The sequence below is a fragment of the Sphaerothrix gracilis Ecp01 genome, assembly GCF_030405905.1.
GTDB classification, from domain to species: domain Bacteria; phylum Cyanobacteriota; class Cyanobacteriia; order Phormidesmidales; family Phormidesmidaceae; genus Sphaerothrix; species Sphaerothrix gracilis.
The window spans coordinates 103,127-118,597 of the sequence record NZ_JASATW010000007.1 but is presented as its reverse complement, the minus strand read 5'-3'; the positions used below and the strand labels follow the sequence as shown (position 1 = coordinate 118,597).

Genomic DNA, 15,471 nt, shown 5'->3' with positions numbered 1-15,471 from the left:
TCGCGCTATTTTTTTAGCTCGCCATTACTTCTTCAATCTCATCTGTTGAAAAATCAAAAATTTTGCCAACTTGCTTGATAAGAAGCTTTTCAGCAATGTGAAATTCTCCGTCTCGTTTAGCGAGGGCTACCATATCAACCAAAAGACTTATTTTCTCATCTGGCGAATTTGTAAATTCAGAATAATCAATTTTGAATTTGGTTTTACCTGTGATAGCCTCAATCAAGTCCATTTTGATGTGATCATTGATTTCAGCACCTTCGACAATTAAGCCGATGTATTCTTGCTCTTCTGATTCAATCTGACCATCAATCATCATCAGATTAATTAGAGACTGAATTTTTAGAATATCTAGTTTTTCTTCAAGACTTTGCTCGGCATCTTCAATTATTTGGGATGTATCTTGTAGCTTTGAAGCTTCAGTTTCCAAAAACTCCTCAGGATCTTCCGAGGATATCGTGATTTCTTTTTCAAAAATGATTGTGGCTTGTTTGCCAATAGTTCGTGTAGATAAGTTTGACCAAGCCGCCATTGCAGCAGCACCCGCGACTGGCACATATTTACTCACCATTGACCGGAGCATACGCTGCGTCACTTTTCCAGCTAAAAGCTGAACAGCTTTCTGCAAAAATCTAAGAGATGCTCTTTTTACAAGGACTTTGCTACCTTGAACCGTGAGCAAGCCTAAAGCACCTGAGCCAATAGCTGTGCTGAATACACCTGCGAGTAGTTCTTTAGTTAAAACTTGCTTTTTTCCATATGCTGTGCCGATATCGTAAATCATTTCAATCTGATTGCGAATCACGAAGCCAATTTCAGGAACAGCAGCCAGCATACCTAACGGACCTGGTACTAAGCCTGCTCCTCCTGAAATTAGAGCATTTTTACTAGCGTAAGTTTGAATGATTGCTTTAATACTATCTTGATTAGGAATTTTATCTTGATGTTCTGCATAATACTTGCTTCGATCCTCAATCACTGAATCGAAGAATCCCATCATCTTTTCTGCTAGCTGCTCTTGAATAGCTTCAGTCTTTGCATTGATTGAACTCTCTTTATTGCTTTGGCGGGAAAAAATGCTCATGCTAGCCTCAACAGATCTATAAATTTCACCTATATTTCCCAGTACGGAAGCTTAATCAGCATTTTCTCTAAGCTAGAGTATAAAGACTGTATGAAGTAGCTGCTACTTATACTTGCTAATTGTATGAAATCAGCAAGTTTGTACTACTTCTGCACCTGAACAATATCAAATGAATCACGATTCCCAATGCGGTAGAACAGAAAATCTGAGTCAAGCGTAAGGATTTTACGAAAATTTGTTCTTTCAGCCACTAAAACCAATGAAGCATCAGCCAAGTCCATTGGTCGATCTTTATACTGCTCCATCAGCGCCAACAAACGACGATAATCCTGCTGCTGAATCTCATAAATAAATAGCAGCTTGTCTAAAAGTAGCTGCCCTAGCTGCTTTTGCATCATCCATCCGCCGCGATGAAGAGCTAAATACATTGCTTCTGTGAAACAAGACCAGGTTGTTAACAAAGGAGAGGAAAGCTGAATCACTTTACCTCGGTATACTTTATGTTGAGGCTGAGTACGATCCACTAAGCAAAGCAGGACGCCAGCATCGCAAAGAATCACAGCTCAAGACCCTGCTGTTGATACTTGACTAATAAATGCTGCTGATAGTTAGTGGTCGAGCTAGTTGACGCAGCCTCTATGCAATCAACCGACTCAAACCATCTCGTCCATGTGCCAGTCAAGTCATCTGTTGGCTCATCAATAACAGTATTAGGTTGCTGTCGAGAGACTAAAAAATCAATAAAGTCACTGACCTGTTGTAATAGTGACTCAGGTAGCCGCTGCAATTTAGCGATCGCCGTTTCTCGAATTGTCATAATTCTGTAGTGCCTACAATAAAGACTACTTCTTATCTTTTACACCTGGTTGCGAAATCTTATTTTTTTTAACAGTTCAGATCTGAATTTTAACAGATATCAAACTGCAGTTTTTCTCAGCCATTTCTGTCAAAGTTGGTGATTTGATTGAAGTCAAGTTGTTATGCCAAGTCCACGATCGCGTCGTTTGCATAAGTCTTGAAACTTGAAATGATTGCTTTCTCTCTTAATTCAAAATCTGATTGCCACTGTGTTGACGCGATCGCCCAAATACGGTAATGTCTCTAGCTAATGCAGAAATGCGCATCTTTCGTAGCTTCTGCATGACTTGTCCAAAAACTAGCTGCGCGGCCCGAAGTTGGTGACACAACTCCGAACCGCTAACCCACCAGACTGAACAGACCAGTCGGCAGGCTGAGAGGCATTTTAGCAGTTTCCTTAGCCGCCCTGACTCGCTTTGCGCTGGTTTGGGGCGGCTTGTTTTTGGGTTTGTTAGCTCGCTGCGGCGCTCTAGACAGATTTTTTCTCGTTGGGGCGATCGCAGCGGGCAATTTCTGCCCACCCAAAAAATAGGAAAACTCATGCTGCAACAGTCTGCTAGCATTCAGACCGCTCTTACTGAGTCAACGCTGGCCGCCAGCGCCAAACCCCGGCCCATTCGCCATATCCTCATCGGCCCGCCGCCCCTAGTCAAGCGCACCATCCATCAGCTCCACCAGGCCCGCTACGCTGAAACCTTCCGCTGGACGCACCCAATTGATATTCCCGACAACCGCGCTATCCTCACCACTGAACCCGACGAAGTGATGAGCCTGCTCGTCAAGCTAGTGCGCCTGGAATAGCCGTCGCCAACTCAGGTTCCCCAAGCGCTCATTGGGGAACCCCGATGGGGACATGCCCCAGGCGATCGCCCAGATAAACACCTGCAAACTCAGGTTAGAACGGTTTTCTCTAGAACTTCATCTCCAATTTCTAGTCAATTCTCAAGCAAAGCGCTAATTTCGGTAAATCGCCGCCGTAAGGCAAAGAATTGTCTGAATATTCCGGTGGATTTGCGCAGTTTAGATTGTGGCAACTCTAAAGCTGGTCTATATTACAAACAATTCATCCTTTCCCAAGTTGTCAACGATAGGCGTTTTTCTATATGGGTCGGTTGTTCGATTCAAACTTGCTTCAGCCCCTATCTCGTCGAACGGTGCTCAAGCTCTTTGGTGTCGGGGCTGCTGGAAGTGCATTAGGATACACCCGCCTAGCCAAGCCCCAACCGACCGTTCATCAAAAAGATGCCCTCTCCCTGCCGCATCAGGTGGATCGGCCCGTAAAAGCGGTGGTGGTCGGCGGCGGACTGGCCGGACTGGCGGCGGCTTACGAGCTGAGCCAGCGCGGCGTGGCGGTGACGCTGCTAGAGCGATCGCCCCAGTTGGGCGGCAAGATTGCTAGTTGGGCCATCGAAGTAGACGGTGAGCCGCTGATGATGGAGCACGGCTTTCACGGCTTTTTTCCCCAGTATTACAACCTGTTTAGTCTCGTAGATGAGCTGAGCATTCCGCAGAATTTTAAGTCCCTCAATTTCTATTCAGTCGTCTATAAAGAACGCTATCAGCCAGAAGTTTTCCGCCCCAGCCATTCCGCTTTTCCTTGGAATATTGTCGATTTGGCCGTCTCTTCGCCCAACCGACTCAAATGGGGCATTAATCTGGCCAAAATCAAACACTTAGAGGTTTTTCGAGAAATTACCGGGTTTCGGGTACCGCAGAGCTTCAATCGTCTTGACGATATTTCCGTAGCCGAATGGGTAGACAAGGATTTTCCGCGCGGGCTGTACGATCTGTATTTCCTGCCCTTCGCCAAATCTAGCCTGAATGCGCCAGACGCCATGAGTGCGGGTGAGCTAATGCAGTTCTTCCACTTTTACTTTTTTGGCAATCCGGAAGGGCTGGCTTTTAACGGCACCTGCCAGGACATGGGCCGCAGCCTAGTAGAGCCAATCGCTGCATCAATTCAGGCCAACGGTGGGCGTATTGTCACAGAGGCAACTGTCAGTCGGCTGAGCTGGCAGGACGGAGCGCTGACGGGGTTGACCTTTCAGCAGGGCGATCGCAACAGCAGCAGTGTACCGTTTTGGGTCGAGCGCAATCCGCTGCTCAGCAGTGAGCAGATGGAATACTACGGCGCGGGCGATCGCCTATTTGCGCGCAAACCCGGCAGCGATCGCGCCCTGTCTCTCACCTGCACGCATCAGGGCTGTAGCGTGCATCAGGAGGTTGCAGAAACAGACACCGGGTTCTACTGCCCCTGTCACGGCGCCGCTTATGACAGTGATGGCGAAGTGGTTAATGGCCCAGCCCAGCGGCATCTAGCTCAGTTTCGGGTGCTGGAAAGCGCAGACGAGCAGGTGCAGTTGGTGGCGATCGCCCAGGATCCTGACACGCTGACGGAAGAGGCCCTAGAGGCTGACTATTATATTTTGGCAGCGGACGTGCCGGGGATTAAGCAGCTCTTTTCTCTGTCTGAGGGTACGCCCCACAGCACAGTCACGGCTCAGGTCGCGGAACTGGCAGTAGCCGATCCCTTTGCTGTGGGTCGCTTCTGGTTCGATCGCGATTTTGACTGGGAGCATAGCTGGTTCACCTCCCTCTCCGGCTACCGCCTCACCGACAGCATCACCCTCTACCACCGCATTCAGGAAGACTACATCGCTTGGGCTAACAAAACCGGCGGCAGCGTCGTGGAGCTGCACGCCTACTGCTACAAAGAAAAAGAGTTTCCTACCCAGCAAGAGCTGCTCAACACCTTCCAGGCCGAACTGTTTGAAATCGTGCCGGTGCTGAAAGAGGCTAAAATGCTGCACCGCCAGCTCGTCAACCAAAAGAATTTTGCCGGATTCCCCCCCGGCAGCTATCCCAATCGCCCTGAAACTGCTACCGCCGCAGGCAATCTGCTGTTTGCAGGCGACTGGGTGAAAATGCCTTTCCCCTGCGGTTTGATGGAGCGGGCTGTCAGCAGCGGTCTACTGGCGGCTAATGCGGTCTGTCAAAAAGAAGGACTCCAGCGCCGCCCGCTGATGTCTGTCAACCCCGAAGGCATGTTGAAAATCTAAGGTCGAGCCGATGGACGCCATGCAGTTAGCCCCCCAAACCTCAGAAAACGGCCAGAGCGCGATCGCTGAGATTCGCCAGCTCGGCATCAACCTCAATCACTGGTATGCCGTCGCCCGCAGCAGTGAGCTAAAAGATCAGCCCCTAGCCGTCACCCTCTGGCAGCAGGCAGTTGTGCTCTACCGTGATGCCACCGGGCAGGTGCAGGCCCTCGAAGATCGCTGCCCCCACCGCCAGGTAAAGCTGAGTCACGGGCAGGTGGTTGATGGCGATTTGGAATGTGCCTATCATGGCTGGCGCTTCGGCAATGCGGGCACCTGCACTCATGTGCCCTATCTAGCCGAGAATCAAAAGCTGCCTACCTGTCAGATTCGCACTTATCCGGTGCGAGAAGAGAACGGCTTTATTTGGATATTCCCCGGTGAGGCCGCAGCCCAGAACACGAAAGTTCCTCTATCCCTGCCGGAGTGGGAGCATCTCAACTACATCGCCACCGTTTCCATCATTGAGGCTGAGGCCCACTATTCTTTCCTGATTGAGAACCTGATGGACATGTACCACGGCCACCTGCACGACAGCTATCAGGCATGGGCCGATCCGGTTTTGCAAGGCTTGGAAGAGACAGATGAGGCGGTTCACGCCCACTACGAAGCCCAGAGCTATTACAAAATTGACAAAATCTGGTCGGTGTCTCAGCTCTTTTTTCCAGCCCTGCGGCGGCTGCATCCCGAACCGCTCGATGTCAGCTACCTCTATCCCAACTGGCGCTCAACCCTGGGCCAGGATTTCGTCATTTGCTGCCTCTTTTGCCCCCAGGGACCGACCCGCACCCGCGCTTTTTTGATTCACTTCACCTCGCTCAATGCTTTTCACCGGCTGCATAAGCTGCCTGTGTGGTTCCGCCGCTGGGTGCGAGACAGTCTCTTTGGCTCAGCTCAGAAGCTGCTGGACGGCCTAGTGGAGCAGGACGTGGTGATGATTGAGGAGGAACAGCAGGCTTACTTGCAGAATCCGCGGCGGCGGGGGCCAGAGCTGAACCGGGCCTTGATCAGCGTGCAGCGCTTAATTCAGCAGCAGGCGCAGCGAGGACGGATGGAACAGGTTGCTTCAGGCAATACTACCGAAGCTTGAAGTCAGCCCTCAAACTGCTGAGCGTAAAAGCTGGCGTAACGCCCACCTTTTTCCAGTAGCTCTGTGTGCGTTCCCGACTCTACAATTCGGCCTTTTTCTAAAAACAAAATCGTGTCGGCTCGGCGCACCGTGCTGAGGCGGTGGGCAATGATAAAAACGGTGCGATCTCTCATGGCTCGCTCTAGGGCTTCTTGCACCAGCGCTTCTGATTCTGAGTCGAGCGCGGAGGTAGCCTCATCTAGGATTAATATTCGCGGGTTAGACACGACGGCGCGGGCGATCGCCACTCGCTGTCGCTGCCCTCCAGACAGGGTTGCGCCCCGCTCTCCCACCCAGGTCTGATAGCCCTGGCTAAACTGGCTGATAAAGTCGTGGGCGTTGGCCGTTTTGGCAGCAGCTTCGATCGCTTCCTGGCTCAGGGCTGGACGGCCATAGGCAATATTTTGAGCGATGGTGCCCGAAAATAGGGTCGTGTCCTGGGGCACCACGCCGATCTGATGCCGCAAGCTGGTAATTTTGACATCGCGAATATCAATGCCGTCTATGAGAATCTGGCCGTCTTGGGGCTGATAGAAGCGCAGCAGCAAATTCATCAGCGTCGTTTTACCCGCCCCAGAAGCTCCCACTAGGGCCACAACTTCTCCTGGATAGGTGCGCAAACTCAGATCCTGAATGACGGGCTGATCGTTTGCATAGGCAAAGCTAACCTGTTGAAACTCCACCTTGCCCGTGACGGTAGGCAGCGCGATCGCATCGGGTTTGTCTTGGGAGGTAGGGGCGATCGCCGTCAGCTCAAAAATTCGCTCCACTGAGGCTTCAGCCTGCTTAAACTCGTTGTAGTGCTGCGTCACGAGGTCGATGGGGTGCAGCAGCAGCGCCACCGCCGTCAGAAAGCTGACAAACTCCTGTGGCTCCAAATTGCCCTGAGCAATCTGCCAGCCTCCCAGAAAAAACAGCAGCATGATGCTGATGGCTTCTAGAAAGCCCACCACCGGGTACTGCACCGCCTTCAGTCGCTCAGCCCGGTAGCGAGCCGTGCGGTTATACTCCGCCTCCCGGTTGAAGCGCTCCACTTCATAGTCCTGCGCCGCAAATGCCTGCACCACTCGAATGCTGCCAAATACCTCCGTCAGCAGCGCCGACAGGTTAGACACTTGGGTTTGACTGCGGCGCGACAGAATGAGCATCTGGCGGCCAAACTTGCCGATGAGCCAGCCCATCAGCGGCGCTAGCAGCAGCCCGGCCAGCGTCAGCGGCCAGTTGAGGTACAGCATGTAGATGGGAATGGCAACGAGCTGCAGCCCCGATGAGACAAACTGCTGGGACATTTTGTGGACAATCTCGCCCACGCGATCGATATCTTCCGTCAGGCGATAGGCCAAATCTCCAGTCTGCGATCGCTCAAAATATGACAGCCCCAGCTTGTGCAGGTGGGCATATACCCGCTGACGCAGACTCAGAGCCACCTCCAGCGAAGCGCTGATCATCCAGATATTTTCCCAATACTGGAAAACGCTGCGGACTAGAAAAACAACCGTTGCCAGCCCCAGCCAGCGGGCAATTTGTGTGACGTTTCCCTGACCAATATAAAGAGCTGCCTGACCCGCCAAATAGGGGAGCAGCAAAGTCATCAGCACATAGCCAATGATGCAGACTCCTCCTTTGAGAAATAGCGCCCAGTGGGGTCTGAGAAACGGCAGTAGCTGCCAGTAGCTAGCGCGAGTTTTCATGCGGGCCTAATTTCTCCCTCTTTCGCTTTAGCAGCCTCTGCGGCAGCGGCAGCAGCCGATTCGCCCAGGTAAGCCAGCAGCCGCTGGGCAATGCGGTAAGAAGCACCCGGCGGCCCCAAACGCTGGCGGCCATTAGTTTTACAGGCTTCTAGATAAGCCGGATCAGCTAGCGTTTCCACTACTCGCTCAGCCGCCAGTCGCAGCGTTGCGGCGGTGGCGGGGCCTTTGCCCACGGTCTGAGCTGAAAGGCCCAGGAGCCGCGTTTGGGCTTCGGCAAAAGCGTAGGTGAACTGCGGCCCTGCCCCCGGTACCTGAATCACGGGTTTACCCAGAGCCACAGCCTGATCGACCGCCAGCCCCGCCATGCCCAGCACCAGAGTAGTCTGACAAACAATGTCATTGAAGGCGTCTGAGTAACAGAGAATCTCAGCCCCCGGCTGCTGCGACAGAAAGAGTCTGTTCCCGTCCTGCTGCCAGCCAGCCGCTGCCGCGATCGCCGGTAGCTGCTGCATCAGATCTGGCACCAGCGCCGCCCGGAACTGGATCTCTTCAGTGCGCTGAAAAATTTCCTGCACCAGTTGCAGCTGCAGGTGGAAGTTGCGTACTGCTTCCGGCAAACGTGAACCCGGTAGCAGCGACACTATTGGCTTACCAGGCTGAAGCTGTAGGTCTTTGCCGGTAGGCACTAGGCGATCGAGCGAGGGGATGCCGCCAAAGCGCACTTTTTCGAGTCCTTGCTGCCGCAGATTTTCTGCCGTGAAGGGGTCGCGGGTAAATACCGTTAGGCAGCGGGGTGACTTCAGCAGCCGGGAAATCAGTGGTCCTAGATAAAGACGATCTTCGTACAGCGCTGAGAGGGGTGAAATAAAAGAGACATAGGGCCGACCACTCATATAGGCAAAGGCTTGCCCCACCTGATCGCCCGTGGCGTGGACTAAATCACAGGTAGGGGCGTATTTTTGCACGGCTCTGAGCTGCCGCCAGGTTAAGCCAATCAGCCCCGACTGCATATCTTTTAGCAGCAGCAGCCGGTTCATGTAGGTGAAGCCGCCAGAGGGTAACGTCTGGGTGGGGCCGATGATGGGGATATTCAAGCGGCGATAGGCAGAGCCCTGACCGACAATGGGCATAGCGGCAATTTCAATCTCAGGGCACAGCTCTTGCAGTGAGCGAATAATGTGGGAGGAATGATTATCCTCGCCGTGACCATTGCTGAGAAACAGTATTCGCTTAGGCATAGCGGCATGAATCAGGAAAGCATTAGCAGTATACTGCGCAGCGGTCTGGCTAGCGGTGAGACACCGGAGCCGAGGTCGGGTATCTTGGCCTATGCTAGAGACACTTATCCTGTTTATGTGCCCGATCGCGCCTGTCTAAAACCTGAATGCTCCGTATCAAAAATCTGACCTATCACCCAGCCGCCAGCGCGGTGCCCATTCTCAAGTCCATCAGCTTTGAGCTACCTCCCCAGCAGATGGGCCTGATTATTGGGCCTAGCGGTTCCGGTAAAAGCACGCTGCTGGAGATCTTAGCGGGGCTGGCGGCTCCCTCAGTTGGTGAAATTTTTTGGCGCAGTCAGGAACTCAATCCAGAGCTGCTGCGGCAGCTAGGGGGGCTGGTCTTTCAGTTTCCAGAGCGCCACTTCTGCGGGCACACCGTTTTAGAAGAACTGCGGCTGGGCCATCCTGAGCTGACAGCTGAGCGGATGAAGCAGGCTCTCAGTGCTGTAGGACTAGATCAGTTAGGGCTAGAAGCAGGCCCGCACGCCCTCAGCGGCGGCCAGCAGCGGCGTTTGGCCTTAGCGGTGCAGCTCATTCGCCAGCCCCATCTGCTTTTGCTAGATGAGCCAACGGCGGGCTTAGACTGGTCAATGCGGCAGCAGCTCATTAACCTGCTGGCCCAGCTCAAAAAAGATTGGAGCTTACTGGTAGTGACCCACGACGCCGAGGAGCTAGTGGGGCTAGCCGATCGCTGCTGGACGCTGCAGCATGGTGAACTGCACGCTGCCAGTGCTCAGCGGCTAGCCAATTCCTCAGCCCCGGCGATTTCCTAACCCTATGACGGCATCTACTGAACTCCCAGCCTATGGCGATCGCTGGCAGGAAACCCTAAACTGGCAGCCCGCCCCGTCACAGCAGGCTGTCTTTCAGCAGCTCTATGCTGAGGTGCTAGCGGCCAACCAGCAGTTTAATCTCACGCGCATTACTGAGCCGAGCGACTTTTGGGAAAAGCATCTGTGGGACTCGCTCAGCGGTCTGGCCCCCTGGCTGACGCCGGATTTTTCCTGGCCGCTGCCGGAACTGCTGCGATCGCCGCAGCTACGAGTCATCGACATTGGCACCGGGGCCGGCTTTCCGGGGCTGCCAGCGGCGATCGCGCGGCCTGACTGGCAGGTAACGCTGCTAGACTCCACCCAAAAGAAAATTCGCTTTCTCAAAACCCTGGCCGAGTCGCTGCAGCTAAACAACGTGAAGGGCTTAGCCAGCCGGGCCGAAACGGTGGGACATCAGCGGCATCAGCGCCAAAAGTTTCACGTAGCGCTGGTGCGAGCGGTGGGGTCGGCCTCTACCTGCGCCGAATATGCCCTGCCCCTGCTGCAGGTGGGGGGAGTCGCCGTTCTCTATCGGGGGCAGTGGTCGGCGGCTGACACTGAGGCGCTAGCGCCTGCCCTGGAGCTAATGGGGGGCGCGATCGCCCACATTCAGCCTGGCACGACACCCCTAACCCAGGGTCAGCGCCACTGCCTATATCTGCAAAAAACTGAGCCAACCCCGTTAGATCTGCCCCGCCCGGTAGGCATTCCGGCCAAGCTGCCGCTCTAGCCCCGATTTTTAATCGTCATAACCTGCACAATCTGCAGGGCCGTATCCCCCGGAATTTCCAGGATGCGATAGAGATCGTCTAGGAAAGCCTGCTCCTGAGGCGTTACGGTGCCATCCGCTAGCACGAGGTCAGTGGCAATGGCGAAAGCGGTTTGGCGCAGTTCTTCCGGCAGCGAGGCCTTAGCCAAATTGATGAGTTTGCCTGGCCCCTGCTGTTTCAACAGTCCCAGCAGCTTGTCAAACAGGCGGTGCATCACGTCTGTGGAGAAGCTGCGAAAGAGCTGCATCCGCGCCAGCACCATTGTCATTTCCCGGCCTTCTTGTTCAGACAGGTAGCCATCCGCCGCGATCGCCACCAGCGCTACTGCCGCAAATGCCTCAGCCGGACTCAGCATGATATTCGCGACATCTTGCTCCGTTTTAAAAACGCCGTCAAATAAGCCCATATCCCCTTTTCCTCTGGCTGCTTTTACATATTGCCGCAGTTTTTAGATAGCTTCCTCTCTTTTTTGACGATTGTTACAGCCGCGATACCCACAAACTGCTAAAGCGATCGCTAGCCTAGAGATAGCAAACTGGTCAAAGTTATGGCTCACCTCAAACAGCGTCGTCCCCAAAATGTAGCCGGTGACTTCTATGTAGATAGCACCTGTATCGACTGCGATACCTGCCGCTGGATGGTTCCAAACGTGTTTTCCCGCAGTGATGGTCAGTCGGCAGTCCACCATCAGCCAGAGGAGGCCGCAGAAAGATGGGCGGCGCTGCAGGCGCTTTTGGCCTGTCCCACCGCTTCAATTGGCACGCTAGCGCCTCCGGCTGAGATCAAGCAGGTGCAGCAGAGCTTTCCCAGCCCGATTGCCGCTCATGTCTATCACTGCGGCTACCATGCTGAAAGCTCATTCGGAGCGGCCAGCTATTTTATTCAGCGACCGGACGGCAACGTGCTAGTGGATTCTCCCCGCTTTGCGCCGCCGCTGGTGAAGCAGCTAGAGGCGATGGGCGGCATTCGCTACCTCTATCTCACCCACCGCGACGACGTAGCCGACCACCAAAAATTTCGCGAACATTTTGGCTGCGATCGCATTTTGCATGAGGCTGATATTAGCCCTCAAACGCGGGGGGTTGAAATGCAGCTTGCCGGACTCGACCCGGTGCAGCTTGCCCCCGACCTGCTGATTATTCCCGTACCCGGACACACCCGCGGCCACACGGTCCTGCTCTACCAGGAGAAGTTTCTTTTCAGCGGCGATCATTTAGCCTGGTCGTCCCAGCTACAGCAGCTTCATGCCTTTCGGCGGGCCTGCTGGTATTCCTGGTCAGAGCTGATTAAGTCAATGGAGCGGCTGGCTCAATACCCGTTTGAGTGGGTGCTGCCAGGACACGGTCGCCGCTTCCACAGCGATCGCGCCACTATGCAAACCCAGATGCAGAAATGCCTGGACTGGATGCAGTCTGTCGCTTAGCCCCAGAGCTTGGCCCAGGTTTGGCGTCCGGCAATGCCGTCAGTTATCAGGCCGTGACGACGCTGAAAGGCTTCAACCGCCATTGCAGTTCCGGGGCCATAGATGCCGTCGGCGATCAGATTAAATCCCTGCTGCTGTAAAGCTTGCTGCAGCGCGACGACTTCAGGTCCTCTCAAGTAGGGATCGCTGAGAAACAGCGGCTTGGCTCTGAGAATTTTTAGGGTTTTCGGCCCGACAATGCCGTCTACCACTAGCCCGTGCTCCTGCTGAAACTGCTCGACGGTGCGCTTAGTTGCCGGGCCAAAAACGCCATCTGCCGTGGTGACGTAGCCTGCCTCCTGTAACCATCGCTGAACCGCCAGAACATCGCTGCCCTGCAGATAAGGCGTGCGCAGATAGAGCGGTCGCGTCCGCAGCAGCGTCAGGGTTTGTGGCCCGACCACACCATCAGCTTTTAACCCATTCACCGTTTGAAAGCGCTTGACGGCTAGCTCAGTCGCCGGACCAAACACGCCGTCTACCAGCACCCCAGCACCAGTCCGAGCCAGATCGTTTTGCAGCGCTTTGACATCCTCGCCAAACAGGTAGGGCTGGGTGAGATAGAGCAGGCGATCGCCTGAACCCTCGGTAACGCTGGGCGTGGTCGGAGATACCTTGGGGGGCGTCTGCCCGGAGGGTGTGAGAAATAAGTCGGCTTCTGCCTGACGGCGGCGGCGCAGCCCTTCTTCGACATTGGTGCCGGGGTTGCGGTAGAGCAGTAGTGCCGACTCAATCTTGTCCCACTGGCGGTTACGCAGTACCCGGCTGATAGTTTCAAAGCCAGATGCCCCATAGAAGCCAGCCCCCAGGTTGTAGGCAAAGCTGAGCAAAGCCCCCCGCTGATTGTCATTGAGTTCCGGCCAAACTGGAATTCGCTCTAGCGCTGGTAAAAACTCGGTTTCAAGCTGATAGACCAGTAAATCGTCAGCTTCCTGCCGCGAAATCCGCTGGCCCAGGTAGAACGGGCTGCCGTCTTTGCGCCGGGTGCTGCCCCAGCCCACCGTATAGGGTCTGCCGCCGCTGAGCGGATCGGGATAGGCCGTCAGGTGCAGCCCTTCAAACTGTTTGATCAGCTCAACGCCAGCCAACGGTACCCTTGCCATTACGATTTGTCCTGCTTACTTAATGGTTGCTGATGGATACCTCAATATTGATCGGCTTTTCGTCTGCAAGCGCCGATTTTTTGAGAAAAGTAATTTTTGAGCGAATGGCGTTCATCCGCCTGCCTGACCAGCGACGGCCTTCGTTATCGCTTTAGCGCAAACACGACTAGCCCCGACCGCCGTAGCGCCCCCAGCTGAGAAAGGCAGTGACTAAATAAAGTACGATGGCACAGCCGATGATGGCCGGAACAATTTCAACGCCCTGAATCTGCCACTGCAAAAACTCCCAGCGAATGCCAAACTGCTGCCTGAGATAGTCGGCCACCCAGCGCCCGACCCAGACGCCCGCCAGACCAATCAAAATCAGCCCAACTAGCTTGCCAGGGATGCGGCGCGGCACCAGGATATTGGCGATGCCGGCACAGACGATGGCAATAATAACCTGAACTAAAAATTGAGTGATGTCCACAGGCTAACTACTCTCCGAGTTCTTGGGAGCGCTGGCAGGCTGTTCGGACGGCTTCGATCAAGGCTGTCCGTAGACCCAAAGATTCTAAACGAGCAATGCCAGCAATGGTAGTGCCCCCCGGACTTGTTACCCGATCTTTCAGCACAGCCGGGTGGAGTTCTGTTGACTGCAGGAGCTCGGCGGTTCCCTTGACGGTTTGAATAGCAAGCTGCAGGGCGATCGCCCTGGGCAGTCCAGCAGCTACTCCCCCATCCGCCAGCGCCTCAATCATGATGGCGACATAGCCGGGACCAGAGCCGGAAAGGCCCGTCACCGCGTCCATCAGGGACTCAGAAACGCTCACAACCTGGCCTACGGACTGAAAGATCTGCTGGGTGAGCTGCTGCTGCTCAGACGTGACCTTTTTCCCCGCCGCGATCGCCGTCATTCCTGCGCCCACGGTAGCGGGGGTGTTGGGCATAGCGCGAACGATAGGCCAGCCAGGGAAAGCGGCTTCTAAGCGAGACAGAGTCACCCCAGCCATAATAGAAATGAGTAGCGGTTGGGCAGTTGCCGCTGTCTCAGCGGCCTCGGCTGCGATCGCCGAAAAAATTTGCGGTTTGACAGCTAGCAGCACCGCTTCAGTAGTGCTGAGAGCCTGATGGTTGTTCGATGTAGCGTTAATTCCATAGCGATCTATCAGCTGTTGTCGCCGCTCACCTGCCGGATCGCTGACGAGAACCTCACTGGGCTGATAGAGTTCCTCTGCAATAAGGCGGGATAAAAGGGCTTCCCCCATTACCCCGCCACCGATTATGCCAAGTTTTTCAGGCAACTGGCTCTCTGCCTCCTGACCAATGCGTCAAACTTAAACTGAGGCAACTTTCCTAGAATGCCTGGATCAATTCACAATGAGCTGCCACCTGGCCTTTAGGCCATGCGAGCCTGCTGCTCAGAAGCCCAGGCGGGAGTTGGGGGAGCCTGACGAGGAGCAGGAGATTGCGGAACCTGGGGCATGGTCATGGGCATATCGTCTTCAATCTCAGAAGGCGTGCTTACCTGGACGCAGTTGGGCGTAAACAGGAAGATGCTCTCCCCAATGCGCTCTTGATGACCGTCCATGGCATAGGTGCCACCGGCTACAAAGTCAACGGCTCGCTGAGCCTGATCGGGATCCATAATTGTCAGGTTGAGCACAACTGACTTACGCTCTCGCAGCGCTTGGATCGCTTGTGGCATTTCTTCAAAGGAGCGAGGCTCCATGACCACCACTTCGGAAACACCGTTCATTGCTCCAGGCATACCAATCACATTATTCATAGAAACCATTCCAGGCTCAGTAGACATGATGCGCTCTCGGACGGGGCGACGACGAGCACGAGACTCTTCGGTCGGCATAGCTTGTGGCATGGGCTGAGGAGCCACTTCAGGACTGGGGGCTGGGTTCTCTTCCTGATAGAGGCTCTGATACTCGCCTCCGTCCATTTCGTCGTACTCATATTCGTAATCTGCTGGATCGTTTAGTCCAACAAAGTCCCGCAATTTAGAAAACAGATTACTCACGGCTTACACTCCATCATAAATAGATTCAACTTGGCAAACTCATCTTCTGACGCACAGCGGCTATCAAAAGATTTGAGAGACTTTAACGTTCAACTGCAGCCATCCTTCCCGTTCCATACTATAGATCCGAAAAAAACAAATGGCGCTTTAAATTGAACAAAATTGTCTCCGAA

The 15,471-nt window shown here is 54.2% G+C and carries 16 protein-coding genes; 6 read left to right on the top strand and 10 right to left on the bottom strand.

What is annotated here, in order from left to right; translation table 11 throughout:
• Positions 1 to 13: 13 nt before the first annotated feature.
• The 3 genes from QJQ48_RS09655 to QJQ48_RS09645 all read right to left on the bottom strand — a co-directional run bounded on the left by QJQ48_RS09655 (position 14) and on the right by QJQ48_RS09645 (position 1,901).
• Complete coding sequence (locus QJQ48_RS09655; protein ID WP_346291012.1) at positions 14 to 1,084, bottom strand: TerB family tellurite resistance protein; 1,071 nt, start codon at positions 1,082 to 1,084, stop codon at positions 14 to 16.
• 143 nt (positions 1,085 to 1,227) lie between these two features.
• Complete coding sequence (locus QJQ48_RS09650) at positions 1,228 to 1,644, bottom strand: type II toxin-antitoxin system VapC family toxin (protein WP_346291011.1); 417 nt, start codon at positions 1,642 to 1,644, stop codon at positions 1,228 to 1,230.
• A complete protein-coding gene (locus QJQ48_RS09645) occupies positions 1,641 to 1,901 on the bottom strand; it encodes a DUF2281 domain-containing protein (RefSeq protein ID WP_346291010.1) in 261 nt (86 codons plus the stop codon). The genes QJQ48_RS09650 and QJQ48_RS09645 overlap by 4 nt, the downstream gene beginning before the upstream one ends.
• Positions 1,902 to 2,482: 581 nt before the next feature.
• Between QJQ48_RS09645 and QJQ48_RS09640 the strand changes: the two genes are divergently transcribed.
• The 3 genes from QJQ48_RS09640 to QJQ48_RS09630 all read left to right on the top strand — a co-directional run bounded on the left by QJQ48_RS09640 (position 2,483) and on the right by QJQ48_RS09630 (position 6,130).
• Positions 2,483 to 2,743 carry a hypothetical protein gene (locus QJQ48_RS09640; RefSeq protein ID WP_346291009.1) on the top strand — a complete coding sequence of 87 codons (261 nt, stop codon included), beginning with the start codon at positions 2,483 to 2,485 and terminating at the stop codon, positions 2,741 to 2,743.
• 302 nt (positions 2,744 to 3,045) lie between these two features.
• On the top strand, positions 3,046 to 5,001 hold the full coding sequence (locus tag QJQ48_RS09635; protein WP_346291008.1) for an FAD-dependent oxidoreductase: 1,956 nt from the start codon (positions 3,046 to 3,048) through the stop codon (positions 4,999 to 5,001).
• A 19-nt stretch (positions 5,002 to 5,020) separates the two neighbouring features.
• On the top strand, positions 5,021 to 6,130 hold the full coding sequence (locus QJQ48_RS09630; protein WP_346291134.1) for an aromatic ring-hydroxylating dioxygenase subunit alpha: 1,110 nt from the start codon (positions 5,021 to 5,023) through the stop codon (positions 6,128 to 6,130).
• 2 nt (positions 6,131 to 6,132) lie between these two features.
• Here the strand turns inward: QJQ48_RS09630 and QJQ48_RS09625 are convergent, their stop codons facing one another.
• Together QJQ48_RS09625 and QJQ48_RS09620 are read right to left on the bottom strand one after the other, a co-directional pair.
• Positions 6,133 to 7,860, bottom strand: a complete 1,728-nt coding sequence (locus QJQ48_RS09625) for an ABC transporter ATP-binding protein (protein WP_346291007.1) — start codon at positions 7,858 to 7,860, stop codon at positions 6,133 to 6,135.
• Positions 7,857 to 9,098, bottom strand: a complete 1,242-nt coding sequence (locus QJQ48_RS09620; RefSeq protein ID WP_346291006.1) for a lipid-A-disaccharide synthase-related protein — start codon at positions 9,096 to 9,098, stop codon at positions 7,857 to 7,859. The genes QJQ48_RS09625 and QJQ48_RS09620 overlap by 4 nt, the downstream gene beginning before the upstream one ends.
• 146 nt (positions 9,099 to 9,244) lie before the next feature.
• On the opposite strand from QJQ48_RS09620, the gene QJQ48_RS09615 reads away from it, so the two are divergent.
• Together QJQ48_RS09615 and rsmG are read left to right on the top strand one after the other, a co-directional pair.
• Complete coding sequence (locus QJQ48_RS09615) at positions 9,245 to 9,913, top strand: ABC transporter ATP-binding protein (protein ID WP_346291005.1); 669 nt, start codon at positions 9,245 to 9,247, stop codon at positions 9,911 to 9,913.
• A gap of 4 nt (positions 9,914 to 9,917) precedes the next feature.
• On the top strand, positions 9,918 to 10,682 hold the full coding sequence (rsmG, locus tag QJQ48_RS09610) for a 16S rRNA (guanine(527)-N(7))-methyltransferase RsmG (protein WP_346291004.1): 765 nt from the start codon (positions 9,918 to 9,920) through the stop codon (positions 10,680 to 10,682).
• Here the strand turns inward: rsmG and QJQ48_RS09605 are convergent.
• Complete coding sequence (locus tag QJQ48_RS09605) at positions 10,679 to 11,128, bottom strand: tellurite resistance TerB family protein (protein ID WP_346291003.1); 450 nt, start codon at positions 11,126 to 11,128, stop codon at positions 10,679 to 10,681. The two genes, rsmG and QJQ48_RS09605, sit on opposite strands and share 4 nt — an antisense overlap.
• Before the next feature lie 141 nt (positions 11,129 to 11,269).
• Here QJQ48_RS09605 and QJQ48_RS09600 point away from each other — a divergent pair, with 141 nt between their 5' ends.
• A complete protein-coding gene (locus QJQ48_RS09600) occupies positions 11,270 to 12,145 on the top strand; it encodes an MBL fold metallo-hydrolase (RefSeq protein WP_346291002.1) in 876 nt (291 codons plus the stop codon).
• Here the strand turns inward: QJQ48_RS09600 and QJQ48_RS09595 are convergent.
• The 4 genes from QJQ48_RS09595 to QJQ48_RS09580 all read right to left on the bottom strand — a co-directional run bounded on the left by QJQ48_RS09595 (position 12,142) and on the right by QJQ48_RS09580 (position 15,298).
• Positions 12,142 to 13,287, bottom strand: coding sequence for a peptidoglycan-binding protein (locus QJQ48_RS09595; RefSeq protein WP_346291001.1), 1,146 nt, complete (start codon positions 13,285 to 13,287; stop codon positions 12,142 to 12,144). The genes QJQ48_RS09600 and QJQ48_RS09595 overlap by 4 nt on opposite strands.
• Before the next feature lie 166 nt (positions 13,288 to 13,453).
• Complete coding sequence (locus tag QJQ48_RS09590) at positions 13,454 to 13,756, bottom strand: GlsB/YeaQ/YmgE family stress response membrane protein (protein WP_346291000.1); 303 nt, start codon at positions 13,754 to 13,756, stop codon at positions 13,454 to 13,456.
• 7 nt (positions 13,757 to 13,763) lie between these two features.
• Positions 13,764 to 14,534 carry a pyrroline-5-carboxylate reductase gene (proC, locus tag QJQ48_RS09585; RefSeq protein WP_428843039.1) on the bottom strand — a complete coding sequence of 257 codons (771 nt, stop codon included), beginning with the start codon at positions 14,532 to 14,534 and terminating at the stop codon, positions 13,764 to 13,766.
• A gap of 131 nt (positions 14,535 to 14,665) precedes the next feature.
• Positions 14,666 to 15,298 carry a cell division protein SepF gene (locus tag QJQ48_RS09580; protein ID WP_346290998.1) on the bottom strand — a complete coding sequence of 211 codons (633 nt, stop codon included), beginning with the start codon at positions 15,296 to 15,298 and terminating at the stop codon, positions 14,666 to 14,668.
• Between the last annotated feature and the right edge of the window lie 173 nt (positions 15,299 to 15,471).

Excerpts from the sequence above, each read along its gene's own strand:
- QJQ48_RS09655 (WP_346291012.1), bottom strand. The coding sequence starts at position 1,084 with ATGAGCATTTTTTCCCGCCAAAGCAATAAAGAGAGTTCAATCAATGCA.
- QJQ48_RS09645 (WP_346291010.1), bottom strand. The coding sequence starts at position 1,901 with ATGACAATTCGAGAAACGGCGATCGCTAAATTGCAGCGGCTACCTGAG.
- QJQ48_RS09640 (WP_346291009.1), top strand. The coding sequence starts at position 2,483 with ATGCTGCAACAGTCTGCTAGCATTCAGACCGCTCTTACTGAGTCAACG.
- QJQ48_RS09635 (WP_346291008.1), top strand. The coding sequence starts at position 3,046 with ATGGGTCGGTTGTTCGATTCAAACTTGCTTCAGCCCCTATCTCGTCGA.
- QJQ48_RS09630 (WP_346291134.1), top strand. The coding sequence starts at position 5,021 with ATGCAGTTAGCCCCCCAAACCTCAGAAAACGGCCAGAGCGCGATCGCT.
- QJQ48_RS09625 (WP_346291007.1), bottom strand. The coding sequence starts at position 7,860 with ATGAAAACTCGCGCTAGCTACTGGCAGCTACTGCCGTTTCTCAGACCC.
- QJQ48_RS09620 (WP_346291006.1), bottom strand. The coding sequence starts at position 9,098 with ATGCCTAAGCGAATACTGTTTCTCAGCAATGGTCACGGCGAGGATAAT.
- QJQ48_RS09615 (WP_346291005.1), top strand. The coding sequence starts at position 9,245 with ATGCTCCGTATCAAAAATCTGACCTATCACCCAGCCGCCAGCGCGGTG.
- rsmG (WP_346291004.1), top strand. The coding sequence starts at position 9,918 with ATGACGGCATCTACTGAACTCCCAGCCTATGGCGATCGCTGGCAGGAA.
- QJQ48_RS09605 (WP_346291003.1), bottom strand. The coding sequence starts at position 11,128 with ATGGGCTTATTTGACGGCGTTTTTAAAACGGAGCAAGATGTCGCGAAT.
- QJQ48_RS09600 (WP_346291002.1), top strand. The coding sequence starts at position 11,270 with ATGGCTCACCTCAAACAGCGTCGTCCCCAAAATGTAGCCGGTGACTTC.
- QJQ48_RS09595 (WP_346291001.1), bottom strand. The coding sequence starts at position 13,287 with ATGGCAAGGGTACCGTTGGCTGGCGTTGAGCTGATCAAACAGTTTGAA.
- proC (WP_428843039.1), bottom strand. The coding sequence starts at position 14,534 with ATGGGGGAAGCCCTTTTATCCCGCCTTATTGCAGAGGAACTCTATCAG.